8 protein-coding genes are annotated in these 15,110 nt (G+C 45.5%); 5 read left to right on the forward strand and 3 right to left on the reverse strand.

The features are described from left to right. Positions 1-21 precede the first annotated feature (21 nt). The gene (locus H70357_RS08005) at positions 22-2,628 is read left to right on the forward strand and encodes a hypothetical protein (protein WP_052091904.1); all 2,607 of its coding nucleotides are present in this window, start codon (positions 22-24) and stop codon (positions 2,626-2,628) included. 53 nt (positions 2,629-2,681) lie between these two features. Next, positions 2,682-3,785: an efflux RND transporter periplasmic adaptor subunit gene (locus H70357_RS08010; protein WP_197073666.1), complete on the forward strand. Its 1,104-nt coding sequence runs from the start codon at positions 2,682-2,684 to the stop codon at positions 3,783-3,785. A gap of 114 nt (positions 3,786-3,899) precedes the next feature. Here H70357_RS08010 and H70357_RS08015 read toward each other — a convergent pair whose 3' ends face one another. Beyond that, complete coding sequence (locus H70357_RS08015) at positions 3,900-4,787, reverse strand: spermine/spermidine synthase domain-containing protein (protein ID WP_038598948.1); 888 nt, start codon at positions 4,785-4,787, stop codon at positions 3,900-3,902. 201 nt (positions 4,788-4,988) lie between these two features. Between H70357_RS08015 and H70357_RS08020 the strand changes: the two genes are divergently transcribed. After that, positions 4,989-6,110, forward strand: a complete 1,122-nt coding sequence (locus tag H70357_RS08020) for a discoidin domain-containing protein (protein WP_156130834.1) — start codon at positions 4,989-4,991, stop codon at positions 6,108-6,110. Between the two features lie 60 nt (positions 6,111-6,170). Here the strand turns inward: H70357_RS08020 and H70357_RS34225 are convergent, their stop codons facing one another. Next, positions 6,171-7,790 (reverse strand): alpha/beta hydrolase family protein, encoded by a 1,620-nt coding sequence (locus tag H70357_RS34225; RefSeq protein WP_052091905.1) that lies wholly within the window; start codon positions 7,788-7,790, stop codon positions 6,171-6,173. A gap of 577 nt (positions 7,791-8,367) precedes the next feature. Between H70357_RS34225 and H70357_RS08030 the strand changes: the two genes are divergently transcribed. Next, positions 8,368-9,075, forward strand: a complete 708-nt coding sequence (locus H70357_RS08030) for a DNA alkylation repair protein (protein ID WP_038587686.1) — start codon at positions 8,368-8,370, stop codon at positions 9,073-9,075. 353 nt (positions 9,076-9,428) lie between these two features. Then, positions 9,429-13,871, forward strand: a complete 4,443-nt coding sequence (locus H70357_RS08035) for a collagen binding domain-containing protein (RefSeq protein WP_052091906.1) — start codon at positions 9,429-9,431, stop codon at positions 13,869-13,871. Positions 13,872-13,948: 77 nt separating this feature from the next. On the opposite strand, the gene H70357_RS08040 is transcribed toward H70357_RS08035, so the two are convergent. Continuing rightward, entirely contained in the window at positions 13,949-15,091 is a 1,143-nt protein-coding gene (locus H70357_RS08040; protein WP_063848029.1) for a response regulator, read from the reverse strand. Between the last annotated feature and the right edge of the window lie 19 nt (positions 15,092-15,110).

A 15,110-nucleotide genomic window follows, 5' to 3' on the forward strand; every position in this document is an offset into this window, starting at 1 on the left:
ATAGATTTTGAGGAGGAAACTATGAGATTACATAGAAGTAAAAGTGTTGCTCTGTTGCTAAGTATTCTTCTTATCAGCCAATTGTCTGGATATACTGTTTCAGCTGCTCCGGCAACAGTAGGTAGTGCCTATAAGATGTCCGCAGGAGAAAGCGTCACAGCAAAGAATCTAGGGGCCATCCTGCTGGGAGCGAATGTAAAAGCTACCGTAGAGGATGTTAATATTTGGCCGCAAACCGGTGGCAATATTCTGGCCTATACGCTTAAGCTCTCTAACAACGGCAGTTCTAGTGCCAATCTGGTGCATTATTTTCCGCGTGTAGTCACTCCGGGAGGTTCAGCCATTCCCGCCAATCCAGTAACTGCTGATGCGCTTAAGAAAAAGGTCGGAGCCAAGGACAGCCTGCGCGTGACCTACTATGTGAATGTCGGTCAAACGACTTCGCTGCAGGGAATGAAGATTGCCATGTACGTATGGGACGCCAAAGCCAAGGGGTATCTAAAGAATGCGGGTTCTCTGGCGATTCCGGCGGGCTATTCCACAGCCGCTGAACGCGGCAAGATCCTGAGCACCACCATGAATGACATTTCAGTTACAGCAAGTGCGGATTCCCTGCAGCTCTACAAGTTTAGCGGTAAAGTGTACGCCAAGGTAGGACTGAGCATTACCAATAAGGGCAGTAAAGTTCTGAATGAAGCCGGATACACTCCATATCTCCAAACGGCAAGCGGCACCTCTTTCGAGCTGACGGTGAACAGCGCACAGGCAGGTTACAAGATTCAGCCGCAGGAGAAAAAGAGCATTTACTATTTGGCGGAAATTCCCGCAGCCCTGAATACCAACAACATGAAGCTGCAGTTTACACAAAAGGATGAGACCCTGAAGCTTGAGCTTCCCAAAATGTCATTCAAGCTTCCAGTTGCGTCTACTCCTAATTTTGTTGTGGGCCCAAGTGCTGTCAAAAAAGTCGGTATTAACAGTAATACAGTGGAAATGCAGCTGGTGAATGCTTCGGTTTATTCAGAGGACGCCCATGGAGTATGGTCCTTTCAGTTACGTCTGAAGAATGCCGGCAACAAGGCGGTGACCCTGCCAAACTACGAGCTTGCCGTGAAGTCGATCAAAGGGACAGCTTTCCCGGTGAACGCCAAGGCACTCAGCGGGCTCACGCTAAAACCGTTGGAAACCAAGGTTGTTCCGCTTACAGTGCAGGTCCCCCTTGAGGTCGAGCAAGCCGGGCTGCAACTGCAGATGATTGAAGCTGTCAGTGCAACAGAAACGGCCGGCACAACCACTGGCCCAACTACTGGCGAAACCGCTGGTACACCTGGGACGACAGCGGCGGTAACTCCCAAACTGATTTTTCCGGTAGCCTACTTTACCATTCCTTATGCGCTCCGTGCGGATGTGCAAAGGGGGGAGGTCTATAATCGGACGAATCAATTTGGGTCCTTCTCATACAACCTGACGTCTTTGCAACGGTATCCTTGGAAGGATGATGATATCGTCATGGCCAAGCTGAACATCACCAACACCCAGTCCGTAACCCTTACGCTTCCCGAACTTACGGGAGCGATTAAGCTGGGTACCAATGATTTAGCGGCGACCACGGATCTGCTGATCGATAAAGAGGCCGCAACGCTGGCTCCGGGCAAGTCCGCCGAGATCGTAGTGATGTCTAAAGTTCCGTATACCGAGGAATTTGAAAATGTACGAATTAATTTATTCAGCACGGTGAACACCGAGAAGGTGCCGTTCCTGGATCTCAGCATGAGTAATTCACTGAATGCAATAGATAATATTGACCGCGGCGGCACCTACAAAATCAGCGGCAAAGGTAAAAATGCCAATGTTCAGGAGAGCCGGACGACGGTTTATGAGGGGATCAATTCCAAAATTGTGTACACGGAACTGCTCATAAGCAGCCAGGAGAAAAGACAAAGCAAGATGACGCGTCTGCAGGCGTATTACAGAACGAAGGACGGGCAGTTTTTTGATGCCAAACCTAATCAACCCGACAATGCTGCAACACCTGGCGGTATGCAGTTGGTTTCGTTCTGGGCGAAGCTGCCGAAGACGGCAAGTGCCGAAGACATCTCACTGGTATTAGGTTCCGGGGTGACCGGAAACAAGTTAAGTGAAAGCGGACAAGAGGCTACCGGATTTATTAATGCAAGTGCCCTGCTGCTCACACCTAAAACCACAGCACCGGCGGGTAATTTAACGAAGATCGCATTCTTCCCCTATAATTTGTCGGTCATCAACTCAGAAGGCAGACTATTGGAACTAAACGACACTATCAACATCGTAATGACCTATGATCTGACCCGGGATAACAGCATCGACAGTGGCGATTTGGAGCATAAGCTTGTGCTTAGAATGACTGATCCCTATGGCGTATCACAGGATAAAGTGCTGACAATTGGCACGGATCTGACAGAAGGAAATAGCAATACCTTCTCGATGTCCTTCAGTAAAAATCTGTACACGAAGCTCAAGGGCGGCACTTACAAATTAACTTTGTTTGATGAATTCCAAGGCGAGCGGCAGGAGCTTGGGGGTCAGGTTTTCAACCTGTTCATCGACCGCCAGCTGATAACTAATGTGAAAGATGCCAACGCTAAATGACAATGGAAGGTTAAATATAATTATCCACTTTTAATTGAAAGGAAGCCAAAGTGATGAACAGCAACATTAAGAAAATTATAAAGTGGGTTATTATCATAGCGGTCATCGCTGCCGCAGGTTACTTGTTGTATGCAAAGGTTCTTAACAAGGCGGAGGAAGTAGTGGGCGAAGTACCGCCGATGGAGGCTATTACTTTTCCGGTCACTCAAGAAACGATTACTCAATCCATACAAGTTAAAGGGACATCCAAATATGAGCACGAGACCCTTGTGTATGCTCCCTTTGCCTCCAAGGTGACAAGCTGGAAAGTAAAGAACGGTGATCAAGTGAAGAAGGGGGAGCTGCTGTATACCCTTGATACCAGCACACTCAAGAATGAAATTGCAACCCAAGAGGCGGCTATTCGCAAGGCGAAGCTGGAAGCTGAACTAAATTCATTTGTAAGCCAGCAGAATGATGAGACGATCGCAGTAGGTGCATCCGAAGCAGAACGGTTAAAGAGTTTGGCTACACAGGAGACAGGACGAATTAGCGAAGATCTAAATAATGTGAATGGAGATATTCAAGCGCGGGAGATAGCAGAGAAGAAGAAAAAGATCCAATCGGCGAGTTATCAGGCCCCTTCTTCTGGGATATTCTTGTTCGAAAACAATAGTGAACTCCCACAATTAGTTACGGATAACCAGTATATTGGGAAAATTGTGGATTTGAACAAACTGGCGTTTATAGCCCTTGTGGGGGAACAGGATGTATTCCGCATTAAGGCTGGCATGAAGGTTACCGTCAAAATGACCGCTTCCAAGGATGTTAAGCTGGCTGGAAAGGTGGAGAAAATTTCAAAATTCGCAACAGCTACATCAGGTAAAGAAAGTGCTTCTACTCAACCTCCTCAGTTCGAAGTAGTCATTTCGCTCGAGCCGAATGAGCTCCTGATCGGCGGTCTTAGCTTGAACGGCGAGATTGAGATCATACGTAAAGAAAATGTCACTGTGCTTTCCAACATTGCTGTCATTCATGAAGGAGACCTTTCTTATGTTATGTTGGATAATGGTAACGGGCAAATAGAACGAAAAGAAATAAAAATCGGATTGGAAACAACTGATAAGGTTGAAGTGCTGTCTGGACTGAAGGCTGGAGACAATGTAGTTCTTCAGTAGATTGAGAAAATCATCGGTTAGGAAGCCGACGACGTCTAACCTGGACATTTTGGATGAACGTGAAAAGGTAGCTGTCGTCGGACGCTGATGCTGCGTTAGAATCAAGTTACATAGTTATAGATAGCACAAAATAGATTTTTCTATCCAATACATAAATACAGTTGATGGACTTTGTTTTTCATGCTCTTTCATACTTAAATACATATCAATTCCATCAGAAACATCATGCCATAAATCCGTAAAGACAAAATCATAATTCCCCTTAGACATATCTTCTTGTGCATATTCAAAGGCATCTGCTTTGATAATCTTTATTTTTTGAGTGTTTTTGAATTGTGGTAATATACATTTGCTAAATAATTGAATAACATCTTCATTGCTTTCAACAATCGTAATACTTTCAACCTGATCTTTTTCTGAGATCATATAGGCATAATAACCAAGCCCCAGTCCAAAAGTAAGCACATTACCAAATGCCTTGGCAACAGCTTCTTTCATGGTTTCTATTTCATTCGGTGTAATGGTCATCCAGATTCTATTATTCTCTAGAATTGCTGGGAATATGAATTCAGTTTCAAAGAAACCAATCTGTGGAATTTGTCTTCCTTCGTGTGTTGTGATTATGTCATTACAAACAAAGACCTCGTAAGGTTTGTATTTTTCATATTTTAGTTCACTATTGCCTTTTTTTATTGTTGGTATCTTAATGTTCTTAAAATACGAATTGTTATAATACTCATTGGCATCCAGTTTATGAGACATCTTATTGAAATATTTGTTGAATAAGTCTGCATCATCAACCTTATCAACAATATCTAGTCCTAAAGCAGCTGCAAATATTACATTAAACGCATATTCGAGAGATACACCATATTTAACAATCTCATCAATTTCTTCTTTGCTTATGAAGTCAGGTTTATTATTTAAATAATTGCTTAATAAAGCAAATACTTTGTTATCCTCTTCATTAACTTTGTCTTTTATTGCTTTATTACGCTCCATACCTTCACCTTTTATTTTTACTATAGCATATGGCTGTCAAGTACTAGTGTATATGGTGGCGGAAGTCAATAGCTTTATTTTTGGATAATGCTTTGAACCTTCACTTTATTTCTAAGCTTGTACATGAGTTTGTAAAGCGACTATATTAAATGAGTACTTGTTCATCAAAAATTAATTTATATGAAAAGAAGCGAGGATGCGATGGCAATTCGAAAACTAATGATTAATGTTTTGTTTATCTTTATGGTTGTTAACTCCCTTTTCACCTACAGTTTGTATGCGGCGTCTCCAACTTCCAGTTCATTGGGGGCGTCTTACGGAGGTGAATGGGTTGACAAAGCATTGGTTGAGGTCGAAGATCTCGACGGTACGATAAATCTTACATTTGATAAGAATACGGGCAAAGCTGCTTTAGAGTATTCAGTCTGGGACGAAGAAAACTATACCTTTCAATCAACGGCACCTATTACTGTTAATGAACAGAAACCTGTGAAATTCACCTACGAATACCTGGACTATACCGAGCATGAAAATCCAAGGACTATGCGAGGAGAGGGTATCATTGAATTTAAAACTGGCACAATTGTGCTTAAAATGGGAGGACTTCCCCCGGACATAAACAAAATTTTTGCTCAGCCGCGGACCTTCATTCGTGATCCTTATGCGAACCGGGTTCCAAAGCCTGAGGATGCCATAGCTGTTGTATCCCAATACTGCAAATGCAAAGAGTCCAATCTGGTGAAATTCATTTACCCCGTTGCAGATAATGAAAGCAATAAAAATTGGATTGCTTATGTCGAAGTGTATGTAAGAGGGATTCTCTTAACCGAATATAAAGTGAATTTGCACACCTATAAGGCAACAGAAATCAAGGATTTATGGTCGCAATCCTCACATTTTGCCAACAAAGTTAAGGTTTCAAAAATCACAGCATCATCCACATTACCTAAATCGAAGGCCGGCTCCTATAATGCAAATCAAGTAATCGACGGGGATACAGCCACATGCTGGTGCGAAGGGGTTAAAGGGAGTGGAATAGGACAAAGCTTTACGGTTAGCTTCCCCCAAAAAACTGAGGTTAGCAGCTTGAAGGTTTTTCCGGGGTATGGTAAATCCGTCTCCGCTTATCTGGAGAACAACAGTGTGCGCAAAGCAAAAATAACCTTCTCCGATGGAACTTCTGTCATTGCTGATTTCACGAAGGAATCTGTATGGGATCTGCCAAAAGTTAAAGCAACAACCAGCATTACGTTCACCATATTAGAAGTCAACCTAGGCTCTAAGTATAACGATACTTGTGTCTCTGAATTTACCATCTCATAAGAGTATCACTGGACAGTGAATAGTTCTCATAGAACAACTTTTCACTGTCCAGTTACTGACCTAATGACTCTTGATCCAGCTCTCCAGATCATCAATCACATATGTTGGCACATTGCCAGGAACAAGGAATTCATACATCGGATCACCCTTGCCACTTTCGATATAGGCATGATTCAATTCAGGGTAGAGCTTATAGCTTGTATCTGAAAGACCTGACAACGTCTCCTTCCATAGTTCCAGTTCAGTTGAGGCAACCTGTGCATCTCTGCCCCCCTGCAGGATAAGAAGCGGAAGAGGATGCTTGATCAGCACCTGTCCTGGCACATAGCTCTTCAAACTGTTCCACCAGTATGCATTTGGTGTCAACTGAAACGCCGCAGCATGATGCGGATCAAAGTCTGGTTGAAGCACTAGGCCTAACTGTTCTCGATAGATCGCCAGTGTATCCGCTTCTACCTGGTCTTCGGCACTCGCTTCAAAGTAAGTATCAATCTCCGTCAACTGAGGGTTCGGTGATGACAGAATGAAAGCACCGGCAATAGAGTTTGGCTCTGCCTGTGCAACAATCTGTGGTACCATCAACCCACCACGGCTGTGGCCTGCTAAATAGATTCGACTCGAATCGATACCTTCAGTTTTCTGCAAGATGTTGATCGCTGATAACGCAGGATCTACAAACTCTTCTTGCACGGTATAAGTGGAATAGGATTGTGCGTAATGCTCACGAGTAATCTTCTCAGCTCTTATTACTGCTATACCACGACTTGCAAGACCAGCAGCCATATCTTTGAAAGGTTTAACCGCCATAAATGTGTTATCCTGATCCGACTCTCCATCGCCTTGAATCAATACAACCGCCGGATAAGGTCCCTTGCCTTGCGGCATCGTCAAAGTGCCTGGTACAGTATATTTTCCTTCGTTAATAACGACTGCCTTCTCTGTGTAAGAAGAGGGATCTGCATAGTCTGGTAGCTTATAACTGTTTGGAACATGCATATTGACATAAATATCATCTATCAATCCCTGGTTATTATAGCGTATCTCCACATCAAACTTGCTGCCCTGCAGCTCTAAAATTGCTGTTACCACCTGATGCACAGCATTATTCGTCCTATTTATTTCTATGATGGATGCTCCAACAAGCTGGTTAAGCATCATAGTAATAGGAGTCGGGATGGAAGTCTGAACGAGCTTCTGATCAGCATACGCTAGGGCCTCTATCAGTTGTCCCCGTTGCATATTAGTCAGAAAAGCTGCAGTTCTCATTGTTAAATCACTTTGGCTCAAATGGAAATTTTTCGTCTCTGGTACCCAATCCAGCTTCGACTTCATAATGGTATTGAAAAGCTGCTCCGACATATACGTCGTCCCCTGCTTCATTTCAATCTTGCCAGCGTTCTGAACAAGCTTGCCATTCAGCTTGGCAACCAATTTGTTAGCCTGTTGTTGAATCTGCAGCCCACCAGCCCAGTTTATAACCTTGAGCGTACGCGTTGTCTCATCCCACTGCACCTTCATGCCCAACTTCTCTACTACTTGTCTGAGCGGGAGCAAGTCATCTGTCTGGCTCGATATGGAATGGGATTGGCTCGCTGCTGAGGCAGAAACCGCATTATGCATTAAGGAAATGCTAATCCCAACTACCATGAAACACTTTAACGTTCTAGCTTTCGTAATCATATGTATTCCTCCTCGAATCAATAAAATCGTCTTGTTTGTTGATCTGCTGTCAGAATACCAAGCGATTATAAGGAAACGATAAGGAATGAATGTTTCGATCAAATAATAATTTCTAAAAGATAGTGGTGATTCAATGAGCCATATTCTAATCATAGACTTCGCTTGTACGGATACCGCTTTAACGGTCATGGCTTATTTACGCAAATCTATTTATCGCATGTTTGCTTGTAACCCGCACTTCCCCAACGATCCTTTTTCATTAATATACACCGTCCTAATTTACAATTAATCACATTAAATAACTTTACAGAATAGTTTACTACAGCGTCAACTAAATAACTTACTTTACAAACAGAACCTCCCCGGACAGATTGTAAGTAAGGTTGTATACTGAATTACAACCAATAAGCAGCTTAACCCCAACAGTATGAACCAGAAGAGAAGCATTCAGCAGCTTCAGCTTGTAGACGTGAGTCTACAAGTTTTTTTTGTTAAATTTTTTCAAATGGACAAGCTTGCGATAGGGCAATCTGTGAAGTACACTTTCTGTATCCAGTAAAAAAGGAAGTGTTAAACAATGAATGCAGAGATGGTCATGCAGGAGCTTGAGGCGCTCGGCAAGGAACGAACCAAGAAAATATACAGCTCGAATGGCGCGCAGGAACCGCTTTTTGGCGTGGCCACCGGAGAAATGAAGCCCATCTTCAAGAAAACCAAAATAAATCAGCCGCTGGCTGAGCAGCTATACGCGACAGGGAATTACGACGCCATGTATTTTGCCGGCATCATTGCCGACCCTAATGCAATGACGGAAGCCGATTATGACCGGTGGATGGATGCGGCTTATTTTTATATGTTGTCCGATTTTGTAGTTGCAGTAACTTTGGCAGAAGCGGATATTGCGCAAGAGGTTGCCGATAAATGGATCGCGAGCGGTGAGGAGCTGAGAATGTCAGGGGGCTGGAACTGTTACTGCTGGCTGCTCGGCAACCGGCCGGACGATGAATTTTCCGAAAGCAAAATTGCCGGTATGCTTGAGCTTGTGAAAAAAACGATTCATGAATCGCCGGAGCGCACCAAATACGCGATGAACAACTTTTTATACACCGTAGCGGTATCCTATCTGCCGCTTCATGATCAGGCTTGTGAGACCGCTAGGGCCGTAGGCCCGGTAGAAGTCAATAAGGATAAGGCCAAAAACAAATTTATTCACGCTTATGAAAATATTCAAAAGGCAGTCGGCAAAGGTCGGGTTGGGTTTAAACGCAAGCATGTAAGATGCTGACCGTCCGTCTCACCGGAAAAGGAATTGCAGGCTAGTTTCCTTGACCAGTCTGAACTGTACACCGACAGATTTATGGCTATGTATCATTCACCGTTGAAAGGGATGCCCCGCGTACTATGAAATGGCGCGGAGGCATCCCTTTTATGCGGTTATTTGTCGTTTCGGAAGGAAGCGACGTAAAGATGAATGGTTGGCGTTTGTCGGAAAATGAAAGTTTTTAATTGTATTTTGGGGAAATGTTCAGAAATTGTCCATACCGGGAATTTACTATTACAGTACCAGGCATCTATACAGTTGGGCACTTGTAGAGGTCAAAGGGACAAGGGGGGGAGTGTAAAGGGGGAATCACGGAAATGAATCGTCTCATTGAGACGCGGCTATCAGTAAAAGAGGGACTTTACGAAATGGAGGACAGTTCACAAGTGAGAAGAAGGAAGTTAAATATCTGGCTAATTGTTATTCTGCTGTTAACGCAGTGGACCTACAGCTTTGGGTTTAATGACCGCGTGTACGCAGAGCCAAAAAATATTGCAGATAATTTGATCACAAGTGTTACTCTGGCTGTGTACACCGATGATAATTACACGGAGACCGTGACGGGAAATGTATATCAGCTTGACTCCTTTACCGAGCTGAACTATACATGGGCGCTTGCTGATGGACATGGGTACGGGGCGGGATCAACATTTGAGTTTGATCTTCCCGGGCAGTTTGAACTTTACAACGATCTGAACGGAGATCTTCTGTTAGAAGGCGAATCCGTCGGCACTTATATGGTCAATAAAGACAACAATCATGTTATCTTCACATTCAATGATTATATTGAGAAACATGACCAAGTGGGTGGAACGTTTACGGTCCAATCCCTTCTCAGCTCGAAGAAAATCCATGGCTCATCCAAGCAGATTCTGACTTTTCCGATCCATGGCGGTACTCAGATCATTGAACTGCAGTTCAAGCCGAAAGCCGGTTCAACTATAGAGAAGAAAGGCACTCCTCTTCCGCAGTTCTACAATCCGACGCAAATTGCCTGGACCGTGGATGTGAACAAGGCATTGGATCATGTGGGAAATGCAGCTGTGAAGGATGACATTCCGGACGGGTTGTCGCTGGATACGGCTTCAATCCTGGTACATGATCTTGATGTGAATCTGGATGGTTCGGTCACAGTGGGCAATATACTTGACAGCAGCAAATATGATCTTACATCTTCAACTCCGGATGAATTGAACTTGAAATTCACAGAGAGTCCGATGACCAAGGCATACCGAATTGAATTCGTTACGGATATTACAAGTGCGGGTGCCGATGCTACCAGCTATGCCAATACTGCAATTTTTAGTGGAGGTAACGGATTCTCCAAGGAATCTACGGTCACTGTAACGGCGGGAAGGGGAAAACCACTGAACAAAATCGCAGCAGGCTACGATGAGGCCAGTCAGACTATTTCCTGGGCGATAGAATACAATTACAATCAAAAGTTGATTCCGGCAAGCAATGCAGTACTGAAGGATTCCTTGAATGCTACCCAGGAGCTCATCCCAAGCTCGCTAAAGGTATTCCCGGTTACGATTGAGTCTAATGGAAAGGTAGTAAAGGGTGGTACGCCGCTTCCTGATACTGATTACACGATAACCACCTCTGTAACTGCAAGCACCTATGATATTGAAATGAAATTTAACAATAACGTTAAGTCTGCCTACCGGATCGAGTATCAGACGAAAGCGAAGAATCGTGTCTTTGACAATGATACGATTACCAATAAAGTGACTTACAACGGAGAAACTGTATCGGCCTCGCAAGGTATAAGTCAGCAAATTCTATTTAAAAACTACAGCAATGTTGATTATTTGAACAAGACTGTAAAATGGACGATTACCGTTAACAAGGATTCCAAAATTATGAACGACCTGATTGTTAAGGATACGTTCAGCAATGCGGGGCTAAAGCTTGTTAAGGGTTCGCTTGTGATTCAACCTATTGGCGTCGGCGCTGCAGTCAGCAATGATGTGGTCTACACAGCACATGATCCTGCAGCTGCGAATGACGGCTTTACCATTACCTTTGATGATCCGATCTCCGAACCCTATGTAATTTCTTATACCACAACATTCAATTATGATTGGCTGTCCGCAGGCAAAGACAGATTTATCAACACTGCCGGGCTGGAATGGTACGAGAATGGAGCAGCGACTCCAAGCGGGAAAACGGTGACTTCTACCTTGAACCCAAGAGGTGAAGTGAAGAACAACGGACTCAAGAACGGTTCTTATGATGCAACTACGAAGAGAATTACCTGGAATATTGGTGCTAACTATAATATGAAGACGCTGGCTAATGCCGTTTTGGAGGATACCATTGCCGGCGGACAGATTGTTGACATGGGATCGGTTAAGGTCTTCAAATGGGTTTACGGTGCGAATGGGAATCCATCCACAAGCTCCAATGTAAGTAAAGAGGACTATGCAGTAGTAATGGATAGCGGCAAGTTGAAAATAAGCTTTAACAAGGACATCAATTATGCGGTTTATGTTTCCTTCCAAACATCGTTTGCCGACCAGGCTATTGATCTGAATAAGGTTGACAATACGGCTGTATTGTATAACGACACAACGAAGGAGTCCGCAGACTTGAGCGCCTCCGTCAATATCCCTCAAGGGGGAGAATATATCAACAAGACGGGGACCCAAAACGGCAATAAAATTGACTGGTCCATCAATATCAACCGCAACCAATCATTTGTTAAAGATGCTGTGATTAAGGACATCCCGAGTGAAAACCAAATCCTGCTCAGCAGCACATTTCATCTCTACAAAACAACGGTTTCCAGCGATGGAACGATTAGTCCAACCGGGGAGGAACTGGAGAAAGATTCGGATTATACGCTGACTCTTCTAAAAGACAGCGACGGGAAGGAAAGTTTCACGCTGAAGTTTGAGAAGGATATTTCGGAGGCGTACATTCTGAAATACCAGTCGCTGATCACTGCACAAAACAATGAAAAAGTCAGCAACAAAGTAAGCTTCGAAGGTAAAAATGTAAAAGAAATTACGAATGAGAGTAACCAGGAAATCACGGTCAAGCTTTCAAACGGCTCCGGCACAGGCAACGGTGTCAGAGGACCTTTACGCATCATTAAAATGGATTACAGTGATCCTGGCAAGAAGTTAAGCGGTGCAGCCTTTGATCTGTTCCGTGTATTTGATGATGAGATGGTTTGGATCAGTGAGGGTGTAACGGACGCAGAGGGTAAGCTGGAATTCACTAAACTGATCGGGGGGAATTATGCTGTGATCGAAAAAACAGCACCCGGTGGCTATCTGCTGGATACCAAACCTCATAGGGTCACGATTAATTCGACAACAGGCGTAGAGCAACAAATTACCAACAAAAAAGCTGCGACGCCGACACCAACACCAACACCAACGCCGACACCAACACCAACACCAACACCGACACCAACGCCGACGCCGACGCCGACGCCGACACCAACACCGACACCGACGCCGACGCCGACACCAACACCAACACCAACACCGACACCGACACCAACGCCGACGCCGACACCAACACCAACACCAACACCAACGCCGACGCCGACGCCGACACCAACACCGACGCCAACACCGACACCGACACCAACACCAACACCAACACCAACGCCAACACCAACACCGACGCCGACACCAACGCCAACACCGACGCCGACGCCGACGCCGACACCGACGCCGACGCCGACACCAACACCGACGCCGACACCAACGCCGACGCCGACACCAACACCGACGCCGACACCAACACCGACGCCGACACCAACACCAACACCGACACCAACGCCGACGCCGACACCAACACCAACACCAACACCGACGCCGACACCGACGCCGACGCCGACACCGACGCCGACACCGACACCGACGCCGACACCGACGCCGACGCCGACACCAACACCAACACCAACGCCAACACCGACACCGACGCCGACACCGACGCCGACACCAACACCGACGCCGACACCAACACCGACACCAACACCAACACCAACACCAACACCGACGCCGACGCCGACACCGACACCAACGGTGGCGCCGACGCCAACGGTAGCGCCATCGGCACCGACACCAACACCAACGGTAGCACCATCGCCAACGGAACCGGCACCGCCGACACCGGCGGAACCACAGACGCCGACCGTGACGCCAACACCAACGGTAGCGCCAACACCAACGGAATCGGCACCGCCGACACCGGCGGAACCACAGACGCCGACCGTGACACCAACACCAACGGTAGCGCCAACGCCAACGGAACCGGCACCGCCGACATCAACTGCGACCCCGTCGGTCGTACCTTCTACAGTACCGTCAGCGGTTCCGACCCAACCTGCCATCACACCTGCTCCGCAGCGGACCGAAGTCAGCACATTGAAAGAAATACCGATCGAAGGGGAAATTCCGCTTGGCGGCGTACCAAGTATCGGAAGTGATCCTGAACATGGGACAATAGTGCTTAAACCTGATGGCAAGTGGAAATATGTGCCTGACCACGGCTTTACCGGAAAAGACAAGTTTACGATTATCATTACCGATGAGGATGGGAACTCCGAGGAGGTCGAGATTGAGATTCTGGTCGATGAAGTGCCTACAGGCACACTGCAAAAGCCTGAAAATCAAGACGTGCCAAACAGGCTGCCTCAGACCGGAGAAGAAAGTCCACTATTGTTTTATTTGACCGGAGTTGTCTTGGTTATTCTGGGTGCAGGACTCTCCAGAAGATATAAGACACGCAATAAATAATCGAGAACTCATTGGAACATACGAAGACACCCAGCTGAAGAGCGGGTGTCTTTGTATGTTTTGTGAGGAAAAGAAGATTATAGCTTTCTTAAATTAAGCTGCTTCCATTCTTCATACCAGTTTGTTATTTCTGCCGGGGGGCCGATGCTGAGATCTCTGTTAAGCAGCTCTGATAGCAGGTTGTAGCGCTCCTCGACTGCCGCGCGTTCTCCAATGCTGTTATAAACTTTCATTAGTCCGAAATGGGCCTGCTCGAAATAGGGATACATCTGAACAACCCGCTGGTATACAGTAAGCGCCTCGGTGATTTTATCGCTACTGGTGCAGAACTCCGCCATGCCCATTGCATGATGCAGCCAGATGGATCTTAATCGCTGCCGTTCACTTTCCGCCCATAAATAATCATAATCTCCCAGATAGTCTCCTGCATAAAAATCAAATAACCGCTGATGTTCCGCATAATTATCGTGATTAATGGCGGGGAGTGCCTGAATGCCTTTTTCCCACTCCATAACGTCGATAAGTAAGTTGTCTGTCTCTAGGATATATCCTCCTTCGGTACTGATACTGTTGATTTGCAGATCAATTTCAGCTTGTTTCAAACAATTCCGCACCTGGTAAATTGTTGTGTACAGTAAAGTGGAAGCCTTTTTGTATGAGATATTGGGCCATAACATCTCAATGAGATGATTTTTTCCGACGAAACGGTTGCGGTTATGTAGTAAATAGGCGAATAATTCCTGAGACTTTGAGGTGCGCCAGCGGATATTTGGAAGCGGCTGTCCGCAACGTTCGAACCGGAGCGACTGAAAACTACGGATCACGGTTTTATTTTCGTGCTTATCGGAAGATTCCTCAACCCTTTGCTCCTCAAGGCGCTGAATGGTTTTGAGCAATCGCTCCAGCTTTACAGGCTTCAACAAATAGTCCAGCGCATTCAGCTCAAAAGCACCCACAGCATAGTTATTATAGGCGGTCAAAAAGACTATCTTGGTTTGCGGACACTGTATTTGCAGCAGCTCTGCAACCATCATGCCGTTCAGACCCGGCATTTCGATATCCAGAAATATGACGTCTGGATTCAACTGTGCAGATGCTTGTACAGCCTTGGCCGGATCAGTATAAGCTCCGACAACGTTAACCATGGGCATTTCGTTCAGCATCAGTTCCAGATTCAGTAGGGCCAGATACTCATCGTCTACAAGCAAAGCTTGAATCATTGTCATTCCACCACCTATT

The sequence above is a fragment of the Paenibacillus sp. FSL H7-0357 genome, assembly GCF_000758525.1.
GTDB lineage: Bacteria > Bacillota > Bacilli > Paenibacillales > Paenibacillaceae > Paenibacillus_AQ.

What these genes read in the sequence shown, in the direction of transcription:
- H70357_RS08010 (WP_197073666.1), top strand. Translation starts at nt 2,682, where the DNA reads ATGAACAGCAACATTAAGAAAATTATAAAGTGGGTTATTATCATAGCG.
- H70357_RS08005 (WP_052091904.1), top strand. Translation starts at nt 22, where the DNA reads ATGAGATTACATAGAAGTAAAAGTGTTGCTCTGTTGCTAAGTATTCTT.
- H70357_RS08040 (WP_063848029.1), bottom strand. Translation starts at nt 15,091, where the DNA reads ATGATTCAAGCTTTGCTTGTAGACGATGAGTATCTGGCCCTACTGAAT.
- H70357_RS08030 (WP_038587686.1), top strand. Translation starts at nt 8,368, where the DNA reads ATGAATGCAGAGATGGTCATGCAGGAGCTTGAGGCGCTCGGCAAGGAA.
- H70357_RS08020 (WP_156130834.1), top strand. Translation starts at nt 4,989, where the DNA reads ATGGCAATTCGAAAACTAATGATTAATGTTTTGTTTATCTTTATGGTT.
- H70357_RS34225 (WP_052091905.1), bottom strand. Translation starts at nt 7,790, where the DNA reads ATGATTACGAAAGCTAGAACGTTAAAGTGTTTCATGGTAGTTGGGATT.
- H70357_RS08015 (WP_038598948.1), bottom strand. Translation starts at nt 4,787, where the DNA reads ATGGAGCGTAATAAAGCAATAAAAGACAAAGTTAATGAAGAGGATAAC.
- H70357_RS08035 (WP_052091906.1), top strand. Translation starts at nt 9,429, where the DNA reads ATGAATCGTCTCATTGAGACGCGGCTATCAGTAAAAGAGGGACTTTAC.